Annotated in this window: 19 protein-coding genes, 1 tRNA gene, 1 pseudogene and 1 CRISPR repeat array; of the genes and pseudogenes, 10 read left to right on the forward strand and 11 right to left on the reverse strand. The window is 41.7% G+C overall.

The window, feature by feature from the left end; genetic code table 11:
- The first annotated feature begins 65 nt into the window (after positions 1 to 65).
- Positions 66 to 206: a hypothetical protein gene (locus tag V7K89_RS16420; RefSeq protein WP_335188868.1), complete on the forward strand. Its 141-nt coding sequence runs from the start codon at positions 66 to 68 to the stop codon at positions 204 to 206.
- Here the strand turns inward: V7K89_RS16420 and V7K89_RS16425 are convergent.
- The 7 genes from V7K89_RS16425 to dcm all read right to left on the reverse strand — a co-directional run bounded on the left by V7K89_RS16425 (position 197) and on the right by dcm (position 9,921).
- Positions 197 to 4,315, reverse strand: coding sequence for a DUF1998 domain-containing protein (locus V7K89_RS16425; protein ID WP_335188870.1), 4,119 nt, complete (start codon positions 4,313 to 4,315; stop codon positions 197 to 199). The genes V7K89_RS16420 and V7K89_RS16425 overlap by 10 nt on opposite strands.
- A gap of 69 nt (positions 4,316 to 4,384) precedes the next feature.
- Entirely contained in the window at positions 4,385 to 4,927 is a 543-nt protein-coding gene (locus tag V7K89_RS16430) for a hypothetical protein (protein WP_335188872.1), read from the reverse strand.
- A gap of 12 nt (positions 4,928 to 4,939) precedes the next feature.
- Complete coding sequence (locus V7K89_RS16435; protein ID WP_335188874.1) at positions 4,940 to 5,080, reverse strand: hypothetical protein; 141 nt, start codon at positions 5,078 to 5,080, stop codon at positions 4,940 to 4,942.
- A gap of 11 nt (positions 5,081 to 5,091) precedes the next feature.
- Positions 5,092 to 5,661, reverse strand: a complete 570-nt coding sequence (locus tag V7K89_RS16440; RefSeq protein WP_335188876.1) for a hypothetical protein — start codon at positions 5,659 to 5,661, stop codon at positions 5,092 to 5,094.
- A complete protein-coding gene (locus tag V7K89_RS16445) occupies positions 5,658 to 6,992 on the reverse strand; it encodes a hypothetical protein (RefSeq protein ID WP_335188878.1) in 1,335 nt (444 codons plus the stop codon). Before V7K89_RS16445 ends, V7K89_RS16440 begins: the two co-directional genes overlap by 4 nt.
- On the reverse strand, positions 6,926 to 7,657 hold the full coding sequence (locus V7K89_RS16450) for a hypothetical protein (RefSeq protein WP_335188880.1): 732 nt from the start codon (positions 7,655 to 7,657) through the stop codon (positions 6,926 to 6,928). Before V7K89_RS16450 ends, V7K89_RS16445 begins: the two co-directional genes overlap by 67 nt.
- A 116-nt stretch (positions 7,658 to 7,773) precedes the next feature.
- Entirely contained in the window at positions 7,774 to 9,921 is a 2,148-nt protein-coding gene (dcm, locus tag V7K89_RS16455; RefSeq protein ID WP_335188882.1) for a DNA (cytosine-5-)-methyltransferase, read from the reverse strand.
- 499 nt (positions 9,922 to 10,420) lie between these two features.
- On the opposite strand from dcm, the gene V7K89_RS16460 reads away from it, so the two are divergent.
- From V7K89_RS16460 to V7K89_RS16470, 3 genes are all read left to right on the forward strand, one after another.
- A complete protein-coding gene (locus V7K89_RS16460) occupies positions 10,421 to 10,648 on the forward strand; it encodes a hypothetical protein (RefSeq protein ID WP_335188884.1) in 228 nt (75 codons plus the stop codon).
- Between the two features lie 93 nt (positions 10,649 to 10,741).
- A complete protein-coding gene (locus V7K89_RS16465) occupies positions 10,742 to 11,110 on the forward strand; it encodes a hypothetical protein (protein ID WP_442941688.1) in 369 nt (122 codons plus the stop codon).
- Positions 11,111 to 11,231: 121 nt separating this feature from the next.
- A complete protein-coding gene (locus V7K89_RS16470; RefSeq protein WP_335188886.1) occupies positions 11,232 to 13,076 on the forward strand; it encodes a GmrSD restriction endonuclease domain-containing protein in 1,845 nt (614 codons plus the stop codon).
- Between the two features lie 36 nt (positions 13,077 to 13,112).
- Here the strand turns inward: V7K89_RS16470 and V7K89_RS16475 are convergent, their stop codons facing one another.
- Positions 13,113 to 13,274: a hypothetical protein gene (locus V7K89_RS16475; protein WP_335188888.1), complete on the reverse strand. Its 162-nt coding sequence runs from the start codon at positions 13,272 to 13,274 to the stop codon at positions 13,113 to 13,115.
- Positions 13,275 to 13,487: 213 nt separating this feature from the next.
- Here V7K89_RS16475 and cas12k point away from each other — a divergent pair.
- Positions 13,488 to 15,349: pseudogene (gene cas12k, locus V7K89_RS16480) on the forward strand (type V CRISPR-associated protein Cas12k).
- A 586-nt stretch (positions 15,350 to 15,935) separates the two neighbouring features.
- A CRISPR array of direct repeats spans positions 15,936 to 16,268; the repeat unit is 38 nt; unit sequence GGTTTCAACAACCATCCCGGCTAGGGGTGGGTTGAAAG.
- Between the two features lie 386 nt (positions 16,269 to 16,654).
- On the opposite strand, the gene V7K89_RS16485 reads toward cas12k, so the two are convergent.
- Positions 16,655 to 16,728, reverse strand: a tRNA-Pro gene (locus tag V7K89_RS16485).
- Between the two features lie 135 nt (positions 16,729 to 16,863).
- Here V7K89_RS16485 and lipA point away from each other — a divergent pair.
- From lipA to V7K89_RS16510, 5 genes are all read left to right on the forward strand, one after another.
- Positions 16,864 to 17,748, forward strand: coding sequence for a lipoyl synthase (gene lipA / locus V7K89_RS16490; RefSeq protein WP_335188890.1), 885 nt, complete (start codon positions 16,864 to 16,866; stop codon positions 17,746 to 17,748).
- Between the two features lie 24 nt (positions 17,749 to 17,772).
- Positions 17,773 to 18,705: an NAD(P)H-dependent glycerol-3-phosphate dehydrogenase gene (locus V7K89_RS16495; RefSeq protein ID WP_335188902.1), complete on the forward strand. Its 933-nt coding sequence runs from the start codon at positions 17,773 to 17,775 to the stop codon at positions 18,703 to 18,705.
- A gap of 707 nt (positions 18,706 to 19,412) precedes the next feature.
- Positions 19,413 to 20,663: an RNA polymerase sigma factor SigC gene (gene sigC / locus V7K89_RS16500; protein WP_335188892.1), complete on the forward strand. Its 1,251-nt coding sequence runs from the start codon at positions 19,413 to 19,415 to the stop codon at positions 20,661 to 20,663.
- Between the two features lie 34 nt (positions 20,664 to 20,697).
- Entirely contained in the window at positions 20,698 to 20,820 is a 123-nt protein-coding gene (locus tag V7K89_RS16505; protein ID WP_335188894.1) for a hypothetical protein, read from the forward strand.
- Positions 20,821 to 21,197: 377 nt separating this feature from the next.
- Entirely contained in the window at positions 21,198 to 21,653 is a 456-nt protein-coding gene (locus V7K89_RS16510) for a Fur family transcriptional regulator (RefSeq protein ID WP_292844215.1), read from the forward strand.
- Between the two features lie 131 nt (positions 21,654 to 21,784).
- Here V7K89_RS16510 and V7K89_RS16515 read toward each other — a convergent pair whose 3' ends face one another.
- Both V7K89_RS16515 and cobN read right to left on the reverse strand, forming a co-directional pair.
- Entirely contained in the window at positions 21,785 to 22,915 is a 1,131-nt protein-coding gene (locus V7K89_RS16515; RefSeq protein ID WP_335188896.1) for a peptidoglycan-binding domain-containing protein, read from the reverse strand.
- Positions 22,916 to 22,924: 9 nt separating this feature from the next.
- A partial coding sequence (cobN, locus tag V7K89_RS16520) for a cobaltochelatase subunit CobN (protein WP_335188898.1) occupies positions 22,925 to 26,402 on the reverse strand: 3,478 nt, incomplete at its 5' end.

Genomic DNA, 26,402 nt, shown 5'->3' on the forward strand with positions numbered 1-26,402 from the left:
GTTGGCTACTGTAGTTTTTTGAAAACGATACCTTCTCTTGAAAACGCTTACGCGACAGCCTCGCTGTGAATTGGATTCCTGGGCTAATTATTTTCTATTGTGTCACCCAAAAGTTGAGCGGATCGCCCTATCGGAATTTTCCTGTATTAATAATGGCGATCGCTCAAACAATGTTTAGCATCGAACCAAACAAACATCATTCATAGGGGAAGCGAATAGCGGTAAAAATTGATTTTGACTTGGGAGTTAAGCCTTGTTCCTGTGCTTCTGTGTAGCCTTGCATGATTTCTGATCGTAAATTTTCAGGGTTTATGTCCCAAAGAGGATGTATGAGGATTATGGCTTCGCTATTAAAACTATCGATACCTGCTAATAAACTACCGAAAGTCGTTTGCTTCAAACCCAGCCCTGAGAAGTAGGAATTAGCTGTACTGGATACCAAATCCACCCAGTAATCATAATTTAAATCAATTTGTGCATTGGGATTTAGTGCAAGACGCACCATATCGTAACCAAGTCGCCAGTCTAAAATCGAGTGGTAAGCCATATTACCAAACTCCCGCAAACATCGATGGCAAGATGTAGAACATTCTTCTTGATGTCCGTTAAAAAGTAATGGAATAGCAAAAGTTTGATTTGAAGAATGTTCGTCACCGAGAATAAAATGCAGGAGGTTTTCAAAACGTTCTGGCTCCGCTAAATGTGAGCTATAACCCGCTCCATTTTCTAGACTATCAGACAAAAATATCCGAGCGGATAGTGGGGCAAAAGGGCTGCTAAGGTCTGTAAAGGGCTGAATACCAACATCAAGCTCAGATTCTGCAACATCTAAGCTGACAGCAGCAGCCCGCCTAATAAGAAAACCAAATGAGTACCAAGCAGCTCTTGCTTCCGGTAGTGCTGGATTTAAATTGAGTCCGAAACCGCCATTGGGGATGCCTGCAATTAATATATCGGTTGTAGAAATGGCAGCCAAAGCTCTAACAATCGGTTGGACAGAGGGATCGTTAACAGGCTCAGTAACCCTATCACGTTCTTCTCGTGATAAATCCAACAAAGCTTGTTCAAATGCTTCCCTAGTTATCCAAACGTGCTGGTTAGAGACTTTGAAAAATTCAAAGTCTTTGCCGTCGTTATCATTAATGCGATAAACCAAAGCTTGTGGAATACATCTAATATCAAAGTTTTGACGAGTTTCAAAACTATATTCCTCAGAAGGTGTACCCAAACGTGTCTTGAGTGCCCGTGGAGTAAATTCAAATGCTCCATTATACTCGGCGTTAATTGCCCACCATGTATTAAATCCTGGTGGTTCGCTAATATCAACCGTTCGGTATCCCTTTTCATCTCTGGGAGCCGAGCAATAAGGGCAACCCCTTTCTTCTGACGGATTCTCGACTAAAGCTTGACATTGGCGACAAACACCAACACGGACACCTTGCCCCAAGGGATTTGGTTGGAATACAGTTTTATTCCCCGAAGGGATAGGATCGATAATTCCTACTGCGGTAAGGAGCATATCATCTTTTACAGTTTGGGCACCTGGAGCGAATTGACTAATTGCAATATCTAATTCTCTCTCCACAACACCTGTTTTTGGAGGCCATTCCCCTGCTTGCATTGTTGGGCGTTCATGGTACAGATAACGGCTGCGGGTAGGAAATCCAAACATGGGAAGAATGCCACGCGATGCTAAACGCTGACTTAAGGCTAAGTGTTGAAAGTCCGTAGAGTCATCAACAACTGCATCAATATCTTGTAGCAGTTTATTATGGATGTAATCAACGATTTCTGCTTCATTTATTGAAGTACGGCGTAAAATTACTTCACATATTTCTTCAATTTCTGATGGGTGATTTTGTATCCATTCTTCAATGATTGGTCTATGTTGTAACCATTGCCAGATTTGACCAAATTCACCGTGAACATTATCTCCCGTGTATTCAAGAGGGACATTTTGAAATGCTCTATGGAGAATTTCTTTGTTTATAACTCGCTTGGCAATTTCTTCACGCCTAACGTCAACGTAAGGTTTTGGTGGAGGTTCGGCAGTAATAAGTCGGGGACGTTCAAAATAGTAATCATCATGACTACGCCCACGGCATAATGTTAAAGCAACAGACATACCTAAACCGCGACGACGACCAGCCCTTCCCACGCGTTGCTGATAATTAAAACGGATTGGAGGCATATTTGCCATACCGATAGCTTGAAGTGAACCAATGTCAACTCCTGCCTCCATAGTGGTTGTGACACTTAAGAGGTTAATTCTAGAAGGATCGGGTTGTTCGGATGGTTTAAAAACATCTTGGAAAAGGCGTTGTCGCACACGTCGAACACCAGGATCAGTTTGACCTGTGAGTTCTTCAGAATTAAGCGAAAATATTGGTTCGTTAGAACGTGCTAAGTATTCATAATAATCGCAATCTTCCAAATCATCACTTAAGTTGTAAGTACCTGGAATGTTCGGTAAAGGACTGTTACAACTGGTACAGATTCCTCCTGAAGCATGTAGGTGAATCCGTCCGCATTGCCCGCAGGCGTAAATATCTATTTGGTTATTTTCGTTATGACGTGGACTAAGAACCTGTAAAGACTGGGGAACAACTCGCCATTGATCTAAAACTGAATTAATGATGTTTAAAGTTGCTTGCTCTAATTCTTCTCGATTGTAGCCCCTGATTTCAGCCACACGGTTAAGGTACTGATTAATGTAACCAGGAGGGTTATGTTGTCCGGGATAACCTGAGCCGTTCCAACGTCTTCTTTGTGCCAAAAGCCGGATGACAGAAGCAGCAACTTGCTCTTCTAAGCTAGAAGGTGGAGAATCGTCAATCCACAAAAAACCAAGCTTGAGAGACTCGAAATCACGAGCGCCACTAGCAAATAAAACAGCTTTTACAACCGACTCTAATAAATCGGTTTCAATTTGTCTCATTGCATCTCGTTGTGTGGGCTGTAAATTTAACTGGTAACATCTTGGCGTTGAATTCCAATCAACTAAATCAGTCCACAAACGCTCATCATTATCGGAAAATTTATATTTTGCTAAGGAAGGACTTGAACCACCAGGGTTTAAACCAATTGAAAGTAACCCTTCTCTAACAGCGTCTAATAAAAAATTAAATGGAAGGCAAATAACGCCTCCAGCACTTGTCGGAGGTGTTAATGCTAGAGGTGGATTTCCTACGCCACCAGTAGATGCATCGCTAATCACGACACCTACTATTTCAGTAGGCAATAAATTACACAACTGTGAATAACGAGCAATGTTAGCATTAGCTGCATCTTGTATAATCTGCCTTTGCAAATTAAATAACTCCGAAGCTAACCTATATTGAGTCTGAGCCTGCAAATACTGTGTTTCTGATTCCTGTGCTTGACGCAAAAGCCTTTCGTAAGCAATTTGACGGACTGTATCAAGATAATGATCGCGTTTAATACCTGTAGATAGTTTGGCAGCATCTTGACGGCTATCTGAAAATAAAACCAGTTTCCGACCTATTTCGGGTGACATCTGCCGCATTAAAGCATCAGATAATACTTGTACTACTCGTTGAAAACCAAAGCCAAGGTCACGAATCGAAGAACTGACTCGCCTACCACACCAGTCAGCTTCACAATGAGGACATTTCGATGGAAAAGCGTTTGCCTCATTTTTTGGTGCTATAAAAACATAGCCAGCAGTAGAACCACTTGAAGCAGTATTTGGAGAAGCAGGTAATGTTAAACGTCCTAACAGATGATTGAGTAACGCAGGTCTCCATTCATAAACCTTCTCCTTTTCCTGCCACTGCCATCGTGGAATACGAGTCTGGGTTTGTTTTATTAGTGGCCTTCCGTTTGCAGGCCAAAATACTAAAAATTCCCCGAAGGTGCGGCTTAACGATGCTGCCTTATCTGGAACGTTTTCAAGATAAGGGTAATCTGGAGATAAATACCAAGCATTTGATGAATCCTGGTCTTCACGTTTAAACCCACCAAGAAATACTTCGCCACATGATTGGCAGTAAAGAAGCTCAATAACTCTCGAATTACAGCGATCGCATTTTGGTTTAGGATCTAAAAAGAGTTTACCAACAGGCGGTGTTTGTTCTCCTGATGGAGTTACCCCCGATCGCCCGGAGCAATTAGGATTTACACAAGCCCAAATCCTGCCTGCATTATGGAAAAAGTAGTGCGAACGTAGGCGGAGAAGGGCTTCATTGTCAGAGTTTCTTGCTAAAACAATAGTTCGAGCTAATCCGCGAGCCGCAGCTTGTCCGCTTAACGACACATCGCCAAAAACTGCTTCTGCCAATTCTTTGACTGTCAATGGATATTGGCTGGCTGAGGTTTGTACAGCCCCAAACGCTTGGATGTGATTTAAGCCCTCAGTTAAAACTTACCTTGGTGGAGCATCTACGTTAGGAAGATGAAGCGTATTCGCTAACGTTGTTGCTGCTTCCTCAATAACCGCATCCTCATCATTATTTTGGCTTTGGTTAAGGATGTTGTCGATTTGTGCAAATGTCTCTTTGTAAGGTTCTAGTGGGTTTGGCTGATGTTCTGGGGTCGGGAAATTTTGTTGTTCCCCAGGAAGAATCGAAAATGTATTGCGATCGCGTCCAAAAAATTGTTCGAGATAATCGAGACTTTCTTCATCGTTCTCAATAGAGGCATTAGTGGCAATAATTCGTAATTGTGGCGAATCCGGCTCCAAGCCAATCCGATTGAGTAAAGCCCTCAAAAGATAGCCAACCTCGGTTCCGGGTGTTCCTCGGTATGTGTGAAGTTCATCTATGACAAGGTGGAAAATATGATGCTGCCGATCTTGCTCCAACCACTGCTTGGTTTGTTCAAATATGTCATTTTCAACACTACGTATCAGCATGATATTTAACATACTGTAGTTGGTAATTAGGATATCGGGAGCTTTATCCTGCATATCCCAACGAGATCACATTTCAGAACCATCAGGATTTTGAAAATAGTAAATGAGTTCCTCATCAGAAACTTGATCTGACCACTCATTATCCATTTCTAAAAGCTGTTTTTTAAGCTTTCCCTGCTTTTGAGAATTAACATTCCCATCTTTCATGCGTAATCCCGCTACAGGTGTCGCTCCGTATCAACCCATTTTCGAGATTGCCAATCGAATGACTGAGCCGACCATCCAGCTAGCGGAGTTGCTTCCTCTGCGATTTCTAGTTGCTTGAGAATAGGGTTCAAGTCTTGGCTTAAACATTTTGCTTGTTGGGGAACAAAAGGAATACCAATAATGGCAGCTATTTGGCGAATACCCTCTTCTGTACCCCTAACACGTATTTCAGCTATTTTTTGAGATATCGTATCGTTAATTATTTGACAATTTAAGGTTGCTGCAACATCGCACATCTGCGAAAGCAATTTCGGTGTTCGCCCTCCACACAGTACGGCGGTATTAGGACAATTAAGCAATCCTGCGAGTATTGGTGGACGAACTTTCCATCTTTGGGAACCATCAATAAAAAAATCTATATGACTAGCCTCGGACAATTGAAACCGGAGATTTCGACATAAATAGCTGATATCGACATCAAGATGTTCAAAAGAAGCAAACTCTGTGACTGCTCTACGAAAAGTTATCCATGATCTCTCTTGCTGATGAGTTAGCCAGTAAAGCAATGTATCCCAACTCATCGTTTATATCTCCTTTTTTGTTGTCGCTTGATTTCGCGTGCAGCTTGCATATAACCCTTCCAAGCTACTTGTAAATTAGAAGCTTTTTCTTCGTCGTAAATCGATGCTAGTTTGGGACGACGAATAGCCGCGTTGTAAACCAGTGATGTCCAACGTTCTATCTCCGATGGGATTTGAGTCTTTGCTATGGAGAGTTTTAGCGTTTTAGGACGGGGTGGACTCTTTGTCAAACAGACAACTCTTGCTCCTGTACCTGACCCGAATTCTATAGCCCACACTGCCTGAAAAGAAGATTTGACTATTATTCCCTGTTGGGATTCATAGATTGTTGCTTGCGTTACCTCACCAGGATTTGCGCCTATGATTGTCCAATTACCTGGGGGGAGAACTACATGAGAACCCGTGACATTGGTGCGGTAAAAATTTTGTCCTTCTTTATCAAAATTAATTTCAGGTTCAACAATCTCAATCTTTTTGCATACCGAAGCGACTTCTATCCAATGAACTCCTGGATGCATCAAATGCGATAAGTCAACTAAAGTTCCATCTTCCGCAATAGTTACGGGTATACCATCAATTTTGGGTTGTTGACCTTCTTGTAAACCCGTAATCATTAAGCGGGGGGGCGCACCTAAAAGCCATGCCGACTTTTTGCCCAAACGTAGTCCTCCCGATAGCACTATATCTACAGATGACTCTACGTAAAGTGATTCCAGTCCAGAAGGTATATTTGCTATATACTTTTCAGCCTTTACGTCACGAAACAAACACCAACCATCAGGGAGTCGTTTATCGTGTATAGGATTAAAGCTACGAGATGAAATTTCCTCAAAGTATTCTCTTGCATTTTTGGCTACATCCTTGTGTACCAAGACGTTGCAAGCGATGCCAGTGGGTAAACTATGGCGAGAAACAAACCCTGTATAATCCGAACTGGGAGCAAGTGCGATCGCAGAACAACCCGCCCTTTGTAAAACAAATTGAATATTGTTAGATTTTGTACTCCAAGAGAAACCTTCACGTAAATCTCGTCCGTTTTTCTCTCCAAGCGAAATCGGATTGTACCATCCCTCTCCGCTCGACTCTAAATATAATTCTTCACAATCAAAAAAGGAAGGAAACGAGTCTGGACATCTGGGAAGAAAAGAAAGTTGCGGTTGTCGTCGCACAATATCGAGAAGAATCTCTACAGATGCACTTCTTCTACCGTATGAGTCATTTATCGCACCATCCCACAGTTCAAGCTCGTTGTTAACCTGTGCAATTACAGCTTTGAGTCTCTTATCAGCAAGGGCTTTTTTCCGGTAAGCGTGAAGTAGCAACTTCCCCATCTTGAAATATCTACTTCTAACTTATTGATTGGAGCTATTTGTCCGGGAGTATAACCAGCCCATGCAAAAAAATTTGGTAGCTTTTCAATATCAACTTGACGAAGAGGTACGTGGGTTAAAGGGAAAGCAATATATATTTTCTTTGCTGTATTTGCTTCTGGCATTGCCAAAAGCAACGATTTTTTTTGCTTAAGCCATTTATTTAGTAATTTCCAAAGCTTTTCAAACTCATCTGTATGAAAGCCTTTAGGAAAACCCCTGACTATTTTACATCCAAGAAGTTCCGCAAGTCTAGGGTAATAAGCTCCGGTGCTAACTTCTTCATCCGAATGCATTCGATAAGCAGCTAAAACACACAAAGCTAAAAAAGCAATATATTTTGGAAACCCGTTTTCATCGTCTCCATGCAAGACACTAAATCCTGCTGAATATGAAAGTACCCTGTGGCGATATACTGATGAAACTACATCAACAAAATCTTGTTCTGCTTCTTCAGGTGACAATTGAATTACTTGAATCTTCGCAAAAGCAGCAGCCAGACTTTTTGGAGATATCGTCAAGTAAATTTCTTGTTCATTGGAATTGTTAGAGAAAAAGTATTCTGCGATCGCACGATTCCAAAGAGTATATTTTTGTGATAGTGAGAGCGCATTTAAGTGGCTCATGGAATAACGGTAGTACCCTTGCAGTAAAAAACTAGTGCTTATTTTTACATTTTATTTACAAATAATACAGTGGTAGTTAAGTTTACACAAAAAACACGATAATTTTACATAATCTATTAAAGGTCAAAAAGAAATTCTGCTATGGCTTTAGTTACAAGTGGACAGACAGCATTAGCTAATTGCTGTTGCTTGTGTACTAATCCACCGTTTATGCTATCGATACTTCCAGCAAAACGGAACCAATCTGGAATTGATTGTAGTCGGGATGCTTCCCTCAAAGATAGACCTCGATGTTGTTGTGGGTGAATTAACATACTCTTGCGATAGTGTCCAATAGTAATAGATGGTTCATCCCAGCCAAGCCTTCGGTAGATGTTACTATGAGTTCTTTGAACATCACTGTAATTAGTGAGTTTGTCTTCAATATCCTGCCAATTTCCTCCAGGTGGTATCTGTTGATAACGTTCAATTACATATTCAGAATGACGGGAAGTAATATGGTCTGTGATTAAACCAACAGATGCTCCTTCTCTCATAGCTTCTAAAAAAGGATTTGCTATAAGTTCTTTATCCCTTAGTTCTTCATAAGCCATATTGTGTTCAAGACATCCGTTACCAATAGTAGGTAAATCTTGTATTGCATCTCGTACTGTTACATAAGGCTTGTCTTGACCCAAACCATGCATAGGTAAAGGGAATGGCCCCCACTCACCGAAATCATCTTTTCTATAGCCCAAATCTTTATGTATGCCAAAAAAGAAAAAGCGGTTACGATGTTGTGGTACTCCATACCAAGCTGCATCTATAAGTTTTGGGAAAACAATATATCCAGCTTTGTGCATACGTTTAATTACCCAATTTACAACATTGATTTGAGTAGAACTTTGACCTGCTTTTGGTGTCCACAAGATACCCTGGACATTTTCCATTAAAAAACAGCGAGGTTTTAATTTCTCAACATATTTGAAAAAAGTATTTACAAGTTGGTTATTTGGGTTTTCGCTATTCCCTGAATTCCGATTGGCGCTAGAAAAACCCTGACATGGTGGGCCACCAATTAATATATGGACATCGCCTAATTCCCTGCAACGACTTTCTGTAAATTTTTGTGCTTCCTTTGTACGTAAGTCAAGAGGTTCTATTTGTTCTGGAACACAATCAACTCCAGATATCTGAGAGAGTTGACGAAAAGCCGCGTGGTTATGTTTAAGAGTCTCTACATAAACAGGATTAACCTCACCGCAAAAACCTATCTTATAGTGTTTATTTGGTTTGGTTGCCATTAAAAAACCAAGTCCCATTGCCCCTGCCCCGGCAAATAGTTCGACAACATTCAATCCATGTGATGAATCACCTAAAGTTTTTTGCAGGCTTGCTCGTCTCGAAGGACTTTGTTCTTTAGTAAAAGTAAGATTTATATCTTGTTTGCAGGCTAAAGTTATATTAGAACGAATGACTAATCCGGCATACTTATCTTTTGTATTTTGTGAACATGAGCTTGATTTAGTGTCCAAAGCAACTATTTTGCTCCGCTCTTTTTTTCTAAGGATTGTTCTGATCCATCGCACCCAACCTACTGTTTGTACTAAGTCTTTTAGCCCTAATTCCGAGGCTGAAGACAGAGCAAAAATTGTATTTGAACCAAATCCTGATACACCACCTCTATAAGCTACAATTAGACGAGCAGAACTATTATCTGGTAAAAGTACGTTGGGTAATTCAGCTATGCTGTAATTTACGACTTGTCCCGTTGAATATTCTATGATCGGCTCTTCTTGCCACTCTATATCTGAATCTAATAATGATGCTGCAACAATTTCTTTTGAATTATTGTAGTGAGGATGCTCACTGCCTAAGCGCACTTTAGTAGAAGGGCGAATTTGTAGCGTAAAACGAAAATTCCGCGATTGAATCCCTTGAATAAAGCGCTTCTTACATCCATACAAAGCACTCGCAATAACCATAGCTTCACTTCGTCGTGGCTTTAGACTATCAAGTAAATCTAATGCCACATCCACTTTCTGGTTTTGTTGCGATCCACTAGATAATTTTGCTGGGCAAAACTGTTCTGCGATTATTGTTGGTTCATTTTCATCAATATAGTGTAGACGCACTTGCACAGGATGAGGCAAATTGTTTGATATACCAACTACAGGACGTAATACAGAAGTATTACTATTGTCCTCGATGAGTAAAATATGGGACACAAAAAAGTCTCTAGAAAAATTGGAGCTAAATTGCACGATTTTAGTATTATTAATCACACCCTCAAATATTTATAAATGTTTTAGCCATTTGACATAGTAATTTTCTGCGTTGCCTGTAAAAACATCACATTTTTTGAATTAAATTTTACATTCACTTTAATAGTATATTAGCTAGAATGCTAACTTTTCATACTCTATACTAAGTATAAAAAAGTTGAATCTGCAATATTAAGGTAGTTACAGCCTCACTATTGTTGAGGCAGAGTTTGCTTCTTCTAGGAATCCGCACAACAAGATCGCTAATGAGACGATCTTTCTTGTTCCTCCGCCATCTCACAGCTTACTTGATAGACATCTTTGTATGAGTTTGTATGGGATTGCTCTGGCTTATCAACTCAAAAAGGATTTGCTGACAGTTGAACATATTCTCATTATTTATGAACACGTCTACTCACGATTCATGAGTAAAAGTGCTGCTCAGATTAAGTAGGGTGATAGACATCATTCGCCCAAGGGCTGAATATAGAATCGACGCGCTCAGTGAAAATTGGAGCCGATGGAATACTGTAAAAAATGGGTTGATATGTCCCCCGATGACCGGGGCTACAGAAAAGCCTGCATAGCCGCTCTCGCCGAAGCAACTGGGCTGAGTCCAAGGACTATAGGTAATTGGGGTTCCAACTTCGAGAAGCGCCCCAATTATGCAGCGCATATCTTATGCATGGCTGATATGCTCAACCAAATCAAAAAAATAGTCCTACCCCCTGACTTTCCACAACAATAATTTACTCGTGATTCGTGACTAAAATACTTGTGCTAAGAGCAGATATTTCTTAAGTTGAGGTCAGCAAGTATGGGTTTTGGTTGCAGTAGCTAGGTGTCTTCACAATTCCCTGCTGCTATAACCCTTACTAACTCACGAACGCTCAAGATGCAAACTGGGAGGCAATCCCACCAAAACAAACATCAAATTAATATCCTCTGTCAGTTGCCCCTAGAACCGATGGAGTATTGTCGTCGTTGGGTTACTCACGAACCAGGACGTAATTATCGCAAAGCTTGCATTAATGCGATCGTGCAAGTTACGGGGACAAGTCCCAAAACTGTAAAAGACTGGGGAAGAAATTTTCGCTACAGACCCAAATACGTTACCCGAATTTTACGGCAGGCTGATTTAATTAATCAATTTAAACAGCTTGTTGCTCAAGGAATTATCAATTTACCTTCAGACTTTACCCAGGAATAATTTAGTCGCTAGTCACTATCAGTTACTCTAAAAAACCATTGCAATGACTGCAAGGTTTCTTTAACCTGACATACAGATTATCTTTTAGACGTGAGTGATGGTAGCAACAGCAGAACATCAAATGGATTCAATTTCGACATTTGATATTACAAAATATCCCTTATTCGATGTCATGAAGGACATCAAAATTGGACGCATTCAACTACCAGATTTTCAGAGGGATTGGGTGTGGGACGATACTCATGTGCGTCGTTTGCTGGCAAGTATATCGCTGGCTTACCCTATTGGTGCAGTCATGATGTTACAGCAAGGTATCGAGCGCCAACAATTTAAACCGCGTCTACTTGACGGTGTAATAAATGCTGCAATTCAAACGCCGAATTTGCTTGTGCTTGATGGTCAGCAAAGATTAACCACTTCTTTCATGGTGCTGCTATCTGAGCAACCCGTCGTTATCAAAGACCCCAAAACCCAGAAATTGGCGAAAAAATGGTATTACCTAGATATTCAAAAATGCCTTGAACCAGAGTGCGATCGCAAAACCGCCATTATCGCTTTACCCGAATCGAAAGTTATGCGAACTCGAAACGGCGATTTTATTGACTGTTCAACCCTCAAAAACGAGTATGAAGCACTTTTATTTCCGTTATCCAAAGTATTCTTTTTCTCTGAATGGCGCAGCAAGTTTTCCAAATATTGGCAGTACGACTCTCAAAAACTCGAACTAATTGACACTTTAGAATTAGAAGTTATCAAGAAATTTGAGCATTATCAAATACCAGTCATTCAACTACGTGACTCATTACCAAAAGAGGCAGTATGCCAAGTTTTTGAGGATACTAATACAACCGGATGCGACCTCAATTTCTTCGATTTAATGAGTTCGAGTTATTGTGTGGGTGATTTTAGCCTTCGAGATGATTGGAAACACCGCGAAAATCGCTTTCAAACATTCAAGGTTTTGCGGAAGGTTCGTAGTACCGACTTTATGCAAGCTGTTACCTTAGTAGCTGGTTACGCTCGAAGAATCGAAGCAGCTAAACAGGGTTGGAATTTAGATAAATTGCCTGGTGTTGCTTGCGGTCGTACCGAAGTATTAAAATTAACAAAAGAAGAATATCAAATATGGGCTGACCCAGTTAATAAAGGTTTTGAAGAAGCGGCTCGTTTTTTACGCGGTCAAAAAATCTTTGATGCTGATGATATTGCTTATCCCATCCAATTAGTTGCCTTGAGTGCAATTTTGACTATTATTGGCGATCGCTCTCGTTCGTTTCAAGTACGTTCCATGTTAGAGCGTTGGCTGTGGTGCGGAATGTTTGGTGAAATTTATACCCACTGGCACGATTCCCAAGCTGGACGCGATATTGTCGAAGTACCAGCATGGATTGAAGGTGGTTCCGTTCCCTTTGGTATCACGCAAGCAAATTTCTCGTTTGAACGACTTCTGAGCGTCAGAAAGCGACTTGGCGCAGTTTATCAGGGATTTGCGGCATTACTACGGCGTGAAGGCGCAGTAGATTGGATTACAGGCGAGGAAATTAACGACGTTGTTTATTTTGAAGAACAAATCGATTCGCACCACATCTTCCCGGTAGCATGGTGTCACAAACAAGGCGTTGACCCCAAAAAATATAACTGCCTAGTTAATCGCACTCCTCTAAGTGCCAAAACCAATAAAAGAATCGGCAGCAAAGCACCTTCGACTTACCTCAAAGAGTTCGAGCTACATGGAACTGCGGTAGCTAGCTTGGATGAAATAATGCGATCGCATGGCATCAAACTAGAAATTTTACACAACGACGACTTTGAAATATTTTTCCAAGTAAGAGCAAAAGCATTAATGGAACTAATTGGGAAAGCTATGGGCAAAAATTTAAGCCTTGAATTAGTTGAGGATACTGATGGGGATTTATGTAATGGGAATGGTTACAGGCTAGATCCAGAAATCATCACCAAATATTAGGTGATTAGCTGTAGAGTCAGCACTTCCAAGCCAACTCTATTTCTCAGCAGATGTAGACTCTTGTTTTTTCAACCAATCCTTAATAGCATCTTCCAGCGCTGCCGTCTGGGTTACTTCCAAACGAGCGCAGGCAATCTCAAATGCAATTTTTAACTCTTTAGGGATTCTTCCCCTAACTTCTCTTGTTTCTTCAGTCATCTCAGCACCAAGTCCCTGTCCGGGCTTAATTTTTGCATAGTATATTAACAAAAATGTAATTGCGCTATTTAGCTCTTGCGCTATTGCGTTATTAAGCTCATAATTAAATTGGGTTATTAATTACAACAATGCTTACGTGCATCTATGAGCGTGATCACGATTCAATGTCGTCTAGTTGCAGATGATGAAACCCTCCGCCATCTTTGGGAATTCATGGCAGAGAAAAATACGCCCTTAGTCAATGAAATATTGGAACGATTAGGAAAACATTCTGAATTCGAGATATGGGTTAAAACTGCAAAAGTTCCCAAAACTGCGATCAAAGAATTGTGGGATTCTCTCAAAACCCAAGAACCATTTAGAGGTCAACCAGGTCGTTTTTATACGTCTGCAATAACCTTAGTCACGTATATATACAAGTCTTGGTTGGCTTTAAATAGGCGACGACAGCTTAAAATTGAAGGGAAAGAGCGATGGTTAGAAATGCTCAAAACTGATGTAGAACTTGAGCAAGAAAGTAACTCAAGTTTAGAAAATATCAGAACAAAATCAACTGAAATATTAACTTCATTTGCAACACATCAGACTTATGAGACAAATCATAAGCTGAGAGTGAGAAGAAGCAGGAAGCCTAAAGATGAAAAAGCTGATAGACCAGATAAAGTTGTAACTATTAAACCAAGCTGTTTATTTGAAGCTTATCGCCAAACAGAAGATGCTCTGACAAGATGTGCCATAGTCTACCTCCTCAAAAATAATTGTCAGGTAAGTTTTGTTGAAGAAGACCTCGAACAATATACCAAACAAAGACGAAAAAAAGAAATAGAAATTGAACGGCTGAAAATCCAATTAACAAGCCGAGTTCCTAGAGGACGAGATTTAACTGGTAACAAATGGCTAGAGACTCTAGAACAAGCAGTTCAGCAAGTTGCCCTAGATAAAAAGGAAGCTAAATATTGGCAAGCCGACCTTTTAAGGAAATCAAGTTCTATTCCTTTTCCAGTTGTTTATGAAACTAGCGAGGATATAAAATGGGAAATTAACGATAAAAAAAGACTTTTTGTTGGTTTTAACGGTTTAGGAAAGCTAAAATTTGAACTATACTGCGACAAAAGACATCTTCATTTATTTAATCGTTTTCTAGAAGACCAAGAAACTAAACGTAAAGGTAAAAAACAACATTCCAGCAGCTTATTTACTCTGCGTTCTGGACGAATATCTTGGTTAGAGCAAGAAGGTAAGGAAAACCTTGGAACGTACACCGTCTAGTTCTTTTTTGCTCTTTTGATACTCGTATGTGGACTGTTGAAGGAACTCAACAAATTATTGAAGAAAAAACAGCAGATATCAATAATAAGTTAGCAAAAGCCGAAGAGAAAGGCAAACTCAACCCTCAACAGAAAGATGATGTCATCCGTAAACAATCTACACTTGCTATAATTAATACACCCTTTCCTCGTCCCAGTAAACCCTTATATGAAGGTAAATCGAATATTCTAGTTGGTGTTAGCCTTGGTTTAGAAAAACCTGTAACCATTGCTGTTTTCGATGCAGCTAAAAACAAAGTCCTCGTTTATCGCAGTGTTAAGCAGTTACTAGGTGATAATTACAACTTACTTAACCGTCAACGACAGCAAAAACAACGCTCTTCTCACGAACGTCACAAATCTCAAAAACAGTTTGCGCCAAACGATTTTGGTGAATCCGAGTTAGGACAATATTTAGACAGGTTACTAGCCACAAAAATTGTGGAAATTGCAAAAGTATACTCTGCTGGAAGTATTGTTATACCGAAGCTTGATGATATGCGCGAAATTATTCAAAGCGAAGTTCTTTTCAAAGCTGAGAAAAAAATACCCGGTTTTATCGAAGGTCAAAAGAATTACGCCAAAGAGTACCAACGACAAGTACATAACTGGAGTTATGGAAGATTGATTGAGAATATCCAAAATCAAGCCGCAAAAGTTGGAATCTCTATTGAAATAGAACGGCAAGCAATTAGAGGTAGTCCACAGGAGCAAGCACGGGATTTAGCCTTATTTGTTTATCAATGCAGAATTACTTCATCAATCTAAATAAAATACTGAACCTTGAAAACTTAATATGAAAAATAACAGCGCCGCAATTCATACTGTTTACAGCCTCTGTATTGCGAAAAATCTGGGTTAGTTTGACAGTTGGAAGACTGTTATGCTTTCTGACCCTGGTAACTGCCCGCTCTTGATGCTGCTGTCTAGCTTGACTAGACAGGATATACCCTTTTTTGTAGCTTGCTTGGATAAACCAATTATTTTCCGACCTGTTCAGCGACGAAAAAAGAAGTTTATACAAGGATAGCAAAATAAGGACAGGTGCGCTCCCAGCAATAAAGAGTAAGGCTTTTTGCCCTAGCCGTTTTCGTAACGGTGCGGTTTACCGCAGTGGTGGTTACTGAATCACCCTCTTCGTCGGGGGAACCCTCTCAAATATTTTTTGGCAAGGCAAAGCGTGGGCAAAATCCCTGGACTCCCGCCAAAAACTGAAAACCCTTGTCCAGCATTAAATTCAGAAATCAGACTGTCAGTTAATTTAGTTTTTGAATTTTCAGTTGGACATGCTTTAAAGCAGACCTGACAAAAGTGTTTGTGGACAGCTTGCAAAACAAGGGTATTAGACGGGTCGAGTTTCAACAACCATCCCGGCTAGGGGTGGGTTGAAAGTTGGGAAATTGGCAAGTGTGATGACCAAGATGCAGGGTTTCAACAACCATCCCGGCTAGGGGTGGGTTGAAAGAAATTCCTTTACTTATCAAGCTACTGTGGGCTATTAGGTTTCAACAACCATCCCGGCTAGGGGTGGGTTGAAAGGCTTTGGATTCTGGAAGATACTGATTTAGCCACTTACGGTTTCAACAACCATCCCGGCTAGGGGTGGGTTGAAAGTAATTATCATTGCCAGTTCTGGACGAAAGAGAATAGGTTTCAACAATCATCCCGGCTAGGGGTGGGTTGAAAAAACTTTTCATCATTACAACTTTATTAAGAGGGTTGAAAGGCGCACTTCGTTCGGGATTATTCTGAATATTTGCATTTAAACCATGTCCATCTTGAAAACTGAAGGTTTTTAAACAGCCTGTTGATACATGTAGCTTTTGGTATATAAGCTTTTCAAGCAATATTGATTGCAAATACCACAGGTTTAAACCAGGATAAAGTTTATATTAGACTTTGGGGAAGCTTGATTTTGAACCAGCCCCAAAAAAGACAGTCGGCGACATTAATTTGTTAACGTTTGTAAGAGCAACTTTGATGACATTAATTTGTTAACAGCGATATTAATTTGTTAATAACGACATTAATCTGTTAATGACGACAAATAATTAGTTATTCGACATATCTATATCGGGATGACTGGATTCGAACCAGCGGCCCCTTCGTCCCGAACGAAGTGCGCTACCAAGCTGCGCCACATCCCGCCATAAAGATGGCACTGTAAATTAAGAATATCACAACCTGTGCTAAATAGCAGAATTCATCTATATACGATCGCTTCATCAAAGACTTTGCTTGCTAGGATTGAGTTTGTATAACTCTAGTGGTAAAAGCGGATTGTGACTGTAAAACCAGACTGGTTGCGGGTGAAAGCACCTGGACGTGAGCGCATCGGTAACGTTAAAGAAATTTTGCGGGATTTAGCCCTCAATACAGTTTGCGAGGAAGCGTCCTGTCCGAATATTGGTGAATGCTTCAACGCTGGGACTGCTACGTTTTTGATTATGGGCCCGGCTTGTACACGCGCTTGTCCTTACTGCGATATTGATTTTGAGAAAAAACCCAAACCACTAGACCCTACGGAACCTACACGACTGGCCCAAGCTGTTCGCCGCATGAACCTTAATCATGTAGTTATCACTTCTGTAAACCGAGATGATTTGCTTGATGGTGGTGCATCTCAGTTTATGGCGTGTATTGATGCAGTTAACTCTGTTTCACCCAACACCACAATTGAAGTGCTAATTCCTGATTTATGCGGTAATTGGAATGCTCTAGAGTCGATTCTACAAGCTGCACCAGAGGTATTAAACCACAATACCGAAACTGTTCCACGCTTATATCGCCGGGTGCGTCCCCAAGGAAACTATGATCGCACATTAGAATTATTGCAACGCACTCGTCAACTTTCTCCTAACACATACACTAAATCCGGGATCATGGTTGGACTCGGTGAAACTGATACCGAAATCCGCCAAGTCATGCAAGACTTACGAACAGTGGATTGCGACATTTTGACCATTGGACAATATCTCCAACCCAGTCAAAAACACTTGCAGGTAAACGAATTTGTCAATCCAGAACAATTTGCTGACTGGAAGGCATTCGGTGAAGAAATCGGATTTTTACAAGTTGTTTCTTCACCATTGACAAGAAGCTCATATCATGCAGAACAAGTCAGGGAATTGATGGAACGTTACCCACGCTCAAATGTTAGGAGTTAGGAATTAGGAATTATGGGTGAGCAGATGTACTCCAACACAAAACTTTCTGTTGCAATTCTTGGTGCAGGTGCTTGGGGTGCATCTCTGGCAAATCTCGCTGCTGCAAATGGTCATCACGTGCGCGTGTGGTCGCGTCAAGGTTGCCAAATCCAAGCAGTTTTAAAAGATGTCCAAATAGTCTTGTCCGCTATCTCGATGATTGGTGTGAGAGATGTTGCTTCCCAAGTTGAGTCTTTCCCCCTTTCTCCAGAAACAATTTTTGTGACAGCGACGAAAGGCTTAGACCCTCAAACCACCTGTACGCCATCACAAATTTGGCAAACAGTATTCCCTAACCATGCAGTGGTTGTTTTGTCTGGGCCTAATTTATCAAAAGAAATTCAAATGGAATTACCAGCAGCCACAGTGGTAGCCAGTAATATTCCCACGGCTGCGGAAGTAGTACAGTTAGTATTTTCTTCTCATCGTTTCCGGGTATATACCAATCCCGACCCCTTGGGCGTGGAACTAGGGGGAACACTGAAAAATGTGATTGCGATCGCAGCTGGTGTGTGCGATGGTTTACAACTGGGAACCAATGCCAAAGCTGCTTTAGTCACCCGTGGACTGACAGAAATGGTTCGCATCGGCAACAACTGGGGTGCCAAGACGGAAACATTTTATGGTTTATCGGGTCTAGGAGATTTGTTAGCAACGTGCAACAGTCCCTTAAGTCGCAATTACCAAGTCGGCTACCAGCTAGCTGGTGGTAAATCACTTACAGAAACTCTCGCAAATTTACAAGGAACTGCTGAAGGAGTAAACACTTGCCGAGTTTTAATGCAACGAGCCAAGCAACAAAACATCGCAGTCCCAATTACTGAGCAAGTTTATCGGTTACTTCAAGGCGAAATCACACCCGGACAAGCACTTGATGAACTGATGTTGCGAGATATCAAGCCAGAGTACAACTACTAGTAGTCTGCCAACCTAAAAATGTTAGGTGGAGGTTGGGTAAAGGTTAAAGGGAAAAGGGTAAGGGATAAAAAACCTTTTCCCTTTCCCCCTTTTCCTTTACCCCGCTGGCGTTGCCAAGGCGTACTACTAGTAGTCTGTTAAATTGAAATTGGCAAGTTAAGGCTGATATGCAAGAGGATACGGGGACACGGAGAGAGGATTTGATAATTTATCCGCATCTTCTATCTCCGTGTCGAGAGAATTTTGCCGTTAATGCTAATCACTTCTCCAATATCTATTAGTTCTACTTATACCTGAATAATCCTGAGAAAAAATTGCTAAATCGTCAGGATATTACTTTTGTCGCCATGTAAATGTGACTATGCCAATTATAAAGATGACATTCACTGAAGGATGTTTATACTGGGTTGCAAAAATTACTATCAAAAAACCATCAAGGTTGAAATGTTAACTAAGTAATTTAAATATTGAAAGCCTAGCTGTGAATTGAAATAGCTATTGGTTGAATCAAAAGTTTATCAGCCGATTAAGTTCAGTAATACTGTATCTAATAAAACCCTTACAGTTAATTCTAAAAAAATTGTAATGGAACGTTCAACCATGTTAGTTCATCGTAAATCACGGGAACAATAGCAACAGTTGAATAGCTGACCGTAATCTAAGCTGACCGAAATCTATTGTTACCTGGAGCCATTGAGACGATCTTTATGCCAGCAACATCTTTTTATGCAGACGCCCCCTACAACACCAAAAAGTCTAGCCAGGCTTTCGACTCGGATCTCACGGTTGATGACAGTGAGTTATCGGTAGATGACCTACAGGAGCTAGAGATGGCTTCTGTTGACAATGCTAACTTTGCTACTAGCACCAACCGTCGGAGTACAGACCTAGTACGTCTATATCTTCAAGAAATTGGTCGAGTTCGCTTGTTGGGGCGCGATGAAGAGGTTTCAGAAGCTCAAAAAGTCCAACGCTACTTGCGGATGCGGATAGTACTTGCTAACGCCGCCAAGCAAGGGGATGCAGTGATTATACCCTATCTTCGGTTAATTGAAGTTCAAGAACGCCTTACTTCTGAACTGGGACATCGGCCGTCTTTGGAAAGATGGGCTGCTACTGCTGATATAATTTTATCCGATCTTAGGCCGACTTTGGCAGATGGCAAACGTCGCTGGGCAGAAATCGCCAAGCTAACTGTAGAAGAGTTGGAACAAGTTCAATCCCAAGGACTCCAAGCTAAAGAACACATGATTAAGGCGAATCTTCGCTTAGTTGTGTCTGTTGCTAAGAAGTATCAAAATCGTGGTTTAGAATTGTTGGATTTAGTCCAAGAAGGTACATTAGGTTTGGAGCGGGCTGTAGAAAAATTTGACCCAACTAAGGGTTATCGCTTCAGTACCTATGCTTACTGGTGGATTCGTCAGGGTATTACACGGGCGATCGCTACTTCTAGTCGCACGATTCGCCTACCGGTTCATATTACCGAAAAGTTAAACAAAATCAAAAAAGCCCAACGCAAAATTGCTCAAGAAAAAGGTCGCACCCCAACTCTAGAAGATTTAGCAACTGAGTTAGAGATGACACCGACCCAAGTACGAGAAGTTTTGTTGCGCGTACCTCGCTCCGTTTCTTTGGAAACCAAAGTAGGAAAAGATAAAGACACTGAGTTAGGCGAATTACTCGAAACTGACAGTGTAACTCCAGAAGAGATGTTAATGCGAGAATCTTTACAAAGAGATTTGCATCATCTTCTGTCAGATTTAACTAGCCGGGAGCGCGATGTAATTCTGATGCGGTTTGGTTTAGCAGATGGTCATCCTTATTCTTTAGCAGAAATTGGCCGCGCTCTTGACTTATCGCGCGAACGAGTCCGCCAAATTGAATCCAAGGCTTTGCAAAAGCTACGTCAACCCAAGCGCCGCAACCTCATCCGCGACTATTTGGAGTCTTTGAGTTAGTCATTTGTCATTAGTCATCTCTTACAAAGTTCTGATGCCTACGGCGGGCTGCACCAACGCCGGAAGTCGGCGCTCAACGCCAGTTCGCCCAAGTCGGGAAACCCTTCCTGTGCGACTGGCTCGACTTTGCACTTTGTCATTAGAAAACTACACTTGACAAATGACTAAAGACAAAAGGCTGATTTAATCCCTAAGTTAAAAGCCTTTTATCGGCTTACAGCCAATAATTGGCATTAAATTTTACACAAGTTTTTCCCAAATCTTTACTCAGATATCTTGAAGGTGGGGAGCAACAAGTAATTCAAATTTAACTTATGCAAAATTCAAAGTCAAGGGATGCAATCGTTACAAGTATCTTAACTATTAGCTGTATGCAAATTAAATGTACTACAGCTTATTACTTGAATTTTGCTCAAGATTTGATGAATTGTTCTTAAATATTTAGTAAGAATTCTCAATAGGCAATGATTGTTGCAAATTGCTCAAAAGATTTGTTATATTCTCAATTAACGATATTTGTTGAGAAATATTAGTATGACTGTCTACACAACTACTTCACTTAAAGCAGAATTGAACGACCGAGGCTGGCGTTTAACTCCCCAGCGCGAAACAATTTTACACATTTTTCAAGAACTTCCGCAAGGTGAACATCTAAGTGCTGAGGATCTTTATCATCGGCTAGAAACTGATGGTGAAGGTATTAGTCTGTCAACTATTTATCGGACTTTAAAGTTGATGGCAAGGATGGGAATTTTAAGGGAACTAGAATTGGGCGAGGGACATAAGCATTATGAGATCAACCAGCCCTATCCCCACCATCACCATCACTTAATTTGTGTTCGATGCAACTCAACTATTGAGTTTAAAAATGACTCAATTTTAAAAATTGGGTCAAAAACCGCTCAAAAAGAAGGTTTTCACCTACTGGACTGTCAAATGACCATTCATGCAGTATGTCCCAAGTGCCAACGGGCGCTGATGCCCCTTTAGTACTTGGGTGGATAAATAAAACGAAACTACTCAAATTAACCAAATAAATGGAATCTGAGCAGTTCGTAATTTGCTGTTACTGGAGGCAAGCAACCAGTTTGGAACTGATACTAACGACACCAAAGCGGATGTTAAAAGCGTCCGCTCTTAAGATCCTTGAGGCTAATGCCGTAGAATTCTTGGGCTTGTTTAATCGCTTTTTTAGTGTCATCTGCCATCACACCATTCAGCTTGCCTTTATAAAAACCCCTCTCCCGTAGTCGGGTTTGAATTTCTAAAGTATTAAATTCGCTTTTGCTAGTAGTATTAACTGAGTTATATAACTTAGCTCGTGTGGTTGGGCCAGCAACACCACTTGCTGTTAAGAAATTAGCTGCCTGAAATCTCTTTACAGCATCAGCAGTATAGGGACCATAGTAGCCATTTGGCTCTCCCTCTAAATATCCTGCCTGGATCAATTGTTCTTGAACAATTCTAACTGGCTCACCGCGATCGCCTACACGAAGTTTGTCTCGATTGACTACCTTTGAGGGAGCCTCTTCTCCGTCACCGATGCCAACTCCGGGCAATTTACTCAATGTTGCTGGACCTACAATTCCATCAACGTTTAATTTGTAAGAATCTTGGAACCGCTTGACAGATTCTTCGGTAATTGGACCAAATATGCCTGTAGCGTTTCCGTAATAAAAGCCTGTGATTCTTAACTTTTCTTGCAAAGCTTTGACATCTTCACCTTCATCTCCCTTTGCAAGGTAGTTGGAATTGCGGCGCTTGCTAGTGGCTGGATTAGTAGTGCTGGGCTTTTTGACTTGTGCGCTTACAGTAGTAGTTCTTTTAGCTTGTGTAGCCCTAGTTGTGGGCTTTTTCACCTGCCAATTTTCTAATTTTTGCAGGGTGTTTGCTCCAACAATACCGTCCACAGGTAAACCAGCGGCCTTTTGGAAGCGCCGTACAGCTTCTTGTGTGGATGCGTCATATACTTGGGTAACAGAAGCTTGGTAAAAACCTGCTGTTTTCAACTTTTGTTGTAGATTTCTGACAGAAGGGCCTTGATCGCCTTTTTCCAGTGCCATAACGCTACTGACAGCGCCAAGAATAGATAAAGACAGAGCAAGGGGCAACATATACTTCCAAGCTTTACCTGAAAGCCTTTTCCAGTCTGGTGCAGCTGCGTCCTTAAACAAAGAACTGAGAGAGACCAATTCACTGGGTGTGCTGTCTTCGTAGGCGAAAGCTAGGTGCAAATACGCAAGATTCTCCATATTTTTTTCCTACACCATTGATTTTTCTTCGATAACTGCTTCAGCTTGATGTACTAGGTTCCTCAAAGCTTCTAATGTTCCTATATTTACATCCTCCCATAAATTGCGCTTGTATGCTTCTAATAATTTTTCAGCAATATCACGCAGTGCGTAAGGGTTCTTTTGCTGAATAAATTCTACAACAACTGGATCTAGTAAATAAGCATCCACTATGCCTTGATACATGTAATCTTCGACACATTTAGCTGTGGCATCGTAGGCGAATAGGTAATCTACCGTCGCCGCCATTTCAAAGGCTCCTTTATAACCGTGGCGCATAACTCCCGCAATCCACTTAGGATTAATTACGCGAGAACGATACACCCGTGCAATTTCTGCTTTCAGTTGACGAACGCGTGGTTGGGCGGGTATAGAATTATCACCAAAATAAGTTTGAGGATTTTTTCCCTGTAGAGAACGCACCGCCGCTGTTAAGCCACCCTGAAATTGGTAATAATCATCAGAATCTAGTAGGTCGTGTTCGCGGTTATCTTGATTGTGCAGGACAATTTGCATTTGCGCCAAGCGTTGCTCGAAGGCTTTGATATTGGGCATGGGGCATGGGACATGGGGCATTGGGCATTGGGTATTGGGCATTGGGCATTGTTTATTCTCCTTATCTCCCCCTGCTCCCCCTGCTTCCTCTGCTTCCCCTGCCCAGTTTCCCGAAGAGTAGGCGTAAGAACTCCAGTTAATGTAGGCGCGGGCTAAATCTTGGTCGTCTGTCCAGTTTTGCGATTCGATTAAACCTTGGAGTCCGGCGCCGTAAGCACCTGGGCGAGAACCAAAGATGCGATAGCGCGATCGCACCACGGCTGCTTCTAAAGTTAATCCTTGGCTTGTCCACAAATCAGTTTCTTGGCGAACTGCATCCGCTAGGGGATTTTGTTCTGGCGGTTCATCCAAGTCTGCTACTGCTGATACTGCTTGATCGAATAAGTCAATTAAGTTGGGAAAAGCATCGCGGAAAAATCCAGAAATTCGCAAGGTGACATCTACACGGGGACGCCCTAAAATCGCTAAAGGCAAAATTTCAAAATCCACTACTCGCCGTGCTGCACCATCCCATACAGGTTGAACTCCGAGTAAAGCCAAAGCTTCGGCTATATCATCACCGCCAGTTCTCATAGTGGCTGTTCCCCACATTGATAAGCCTAGTGTTTTAGGATATTCACCATGCTCTTGAGTGTAATATTCAACGAGGGTTTCAGCAGCTTTTCTGCCGATATCCCAAGCTGTCTCTGTGGGAATGGCGCGAATATCGACAGAATAAAAGTTTTTCCCTGTTGGTAGAACTTCGGGGCGGCCGCGGGTGGGTGCGCCAGATGGAGCGCTGGGGATATAACCGCCATCGAGTCCGTGTAATAAATGGGTGATTTCTTCGGGGGTTTTTTGTAAAGCTGGAAGTAGGCGATCGCGTATCCAGGTAGAGACGCGATAAATCGCGTCTGTGCTGGGGGGGGAGACGCGATTCATCGCGTCTGTACAAGAGTTTTGATTTATTAGTTTTTCTACTAGGAGGGCGGCGTGTTCTTCTAGGACTTCGACGATATCACCGAGGGTACGGCATTCTGTGCCATTGACTATTGAGTATTCACCGCTAGGCATTGACAAATCGGCTGTGAGGGGATCGAAGTCTAGACCCCAATCTTCAGCTATGGCGCGGGTAATACCTGAAGAATGGCGATTGGGTATGCGAGCGATCGCTACTATTAAATCCCTTAATTGCCGTCCTTGGGGACATTGCCCGAAAATGTGCAAGCCATCGCGGATTTGGGCTTCTTTTAATTCACACAGATAGCCACCGATGGAATTCAAAATTAAAAATTCAGAATTAAAAATTTCTGTTTCATTTTGGATTCCCAAATCCTGGTGTAAATTTTCTTTGATTATCAGTTCGTGGATGCGATCGCGAATCACTGGCAAACGCGAAGGATCTAAACTGTCTGCTTCATAATACTCATCAATTAAATTTTCTAATTGTTGCAAAGAACCGTAGAGTTCCGCACGAGTCATCGGCGGCGTGAGGTGATCTACGATCACCGCTTGAGCGCGACGTTTAGCTTGGGAACCTTCACCAGGGTCATTCACGATAAACGGGTAGAGATGGGGAAGTGCGCCGAAAGCCACTTCTGGATAACAATTACTCGATAAAGCCACACTTTTACCCGGTAGCCATTCTAGATTTCCGTGTTTTCCCACATGAACTACAGCATCAGCACCAAAACATTCTCTGACCCAATAGTAGAAAGCTAAATAAGCATGAGTTGGTTCTAAATCCGGTGCATGATAATTCAAACTGGGGTCATTATCATAACCTCTTGCTGGCTGAATTCCCACGAAAATGTTGCCGAGTTGAATTCCGGGAACGGGGAAAGAGGCAGAGGGGCGGGGTGCAGGGGGCAGAGGTGAAAACTCTTCTCCCCTGCTAAGAGCTCCCTCCCCCATTTCCCAACGTTTACTAATACCTTGCTGCACTGCTGGCGGTAATGAAGCGAAATATTTTTGATATTCTTCCCAAGAAACACTTTGGTGTACCGGAAGCCATTCTCTACCTTCCGGATCGTTAGTTACACCATCTGTTAGCCGTTGAATCAACTCGTCTCCTTGAGCAGGTGGATTTTCTACTTCATACCCAGCTTGATGTAAAGCTTGCAGGATTTCTACACAACTAGCTGGGGTGTCCAGTCCCACACCATTGGCGAGGCGGCCATTGCGGTTGGGGTAGTTCGCCAAAATTAGGGCAATTCGCCGTTCCTGGGGTGGTTTGGAACGTAGACGCGCCCAATTTGCTGCTAGTTTCGCAACGAACTCGATGCGATCGCTCACTGGTTCATAAATTACCACATCTGTCTCTAAATGAGGATTACGAGTTTGCAATGCTTTAAAAGACACAGCACGAGTAATAATCCGCCCATCAACTTCTGGTAACGCCACATTCATCCCAATATCGCGAGGAGAAAGCCCTTGAAATTGTGACTCCCACTGCTCAATTGAGCCGCCACTGAGGATCACCTGCAACACAGGCACATCCAATTTTTGCCACAGGTCGGTTTGGGGTGTTTCGCTTTCCAAGCGTGCTAGAGAAAAACTGGTGGTATTTAGCAGCACGGCAATTGATTCGGCTTCTTTAGGTTGGAAAAATTCACTCAACTCAACTTGTACATCTGGTTCGCGCAATGAGGAAACAAATACTGGCACTGGTTGTAAATTTTTCTGTACCAAAGCTTCGCATAAAGCATCAATTACTTTAGTATTTCCAGCTAAATAATGAGCACGGTAGAAAAGGATGCCAACTTTGGGGATTGGGGATTGGGAGATTTGAGGTTTTAAGGTGGATTCATCCAGTTCCGAGGTGGATGAACGAGTATCTGAGGTGGATTCATCCAGTTCAAAGGTGGATGAACGAGTATCTGAGGTGGATTCATCCAGTTCAAAGGTGGATGAA

Origin of the sequence: Nostoc sp., from assembly GCF_036917515.1 — a bacterium.
Taxonomy (GTDB): domain Bacteria; phylum Cyanobacteriota; class Cyanobacteriia; order Cyanobacteriales; family Nostocaceae; genus Nostoc.

Bases quoted from the DNA above. Each gene is read 5' to 3' on its own strand.
- V7K89_RS16430 (WP_335188872.1), bottom strand. From the start codon at position 4,927: ATGCAGGATAAAGCTCCCGATATCCTAATTACCAACTACAGTATGTTA.
- V7K89_RS16435 (WP_335188874.1), bottom strand. From the start codon at position 5,080: ATGAAAGATGGGAATGTTAATTCTCAAAAGCAGGGAAAGCTTAAAAAA.
- V7K89_RS16440 (WP_335188876.1), bottom strand. From the start codon at position 5,661: ATGAGTTGGGATACATTGCTTTACTGGCTAACTCATCAGCAAGAGAGA.
- V7K89_RS16445 (WP_335188878.1), bottom strand. From the start codon at position 6,992: ATGGGGAAGTTGCTACTTCACGCTTACCGGAAAAAAGCCCTTGCTGAT.
- V7K89_RS16450 (WP_335188880.1), bottom strand. From the start codon at position 7,657: ATGAGCCACTTAAATGCGCTCTCACTATCACAAAAATATACTCTTTGG.
- V7K89_RS16460 (WP_335188884.1), top strand. From the start codon at position 10,421: ATGGAATACTGTAAAAAATGGGTTGATATGTCCCCCGATGACCGGGGC.
- V7K89_RS16470 (WP_335188886.1), top strand. From the start codon at position 11,232: ATGGATTCAATTTCGACATTTGATATTACAAAATATCCCTTATTCGAT.
- V7K89_RS16475 (WP_335188888.1), bottom strand. From the start codon at position 13,274: ATGACTGAAGAAACAAGAGAAGTTAGGGGAAGAATCCCTAAAGAGTTA.
- V7K89_RS16495 (WP_335188902.1), top strand. From the start codon at position 17,773: ATGTACTCCAACACAAAACTTTCTGTTGCAATTCTTGGTGCAGGTGCT.
- sigC (WP_335188892.1), top strand. From the start codon at position 19,413: ATGCCAGCAACATCTTTTTATGCAGACGCCCCCTACAACACCAAAAAG.
- V7K89_RS16505 (WP_335188894.1), top strand. From the start codon at position 20,698: ATGCCTACGGCGGGCTGCACCAACGCCGGAAGTCGGCGCTCAACGCCA.
- V7K89_RS16510 (WP_292844215.1), top strand. From the start codon at position 21,198: ATGACTGTCTACACAACTACTTCACTTAAAGCAGAATTGAACGACCGA.
- V7K89_RS16515 (WP_335188896.1), bottom strand. From the start codon at position 22,915: ATGGAGAATCTTGCGTATTTGCACCTAGCTTTCGCCTACGAAGACAGC.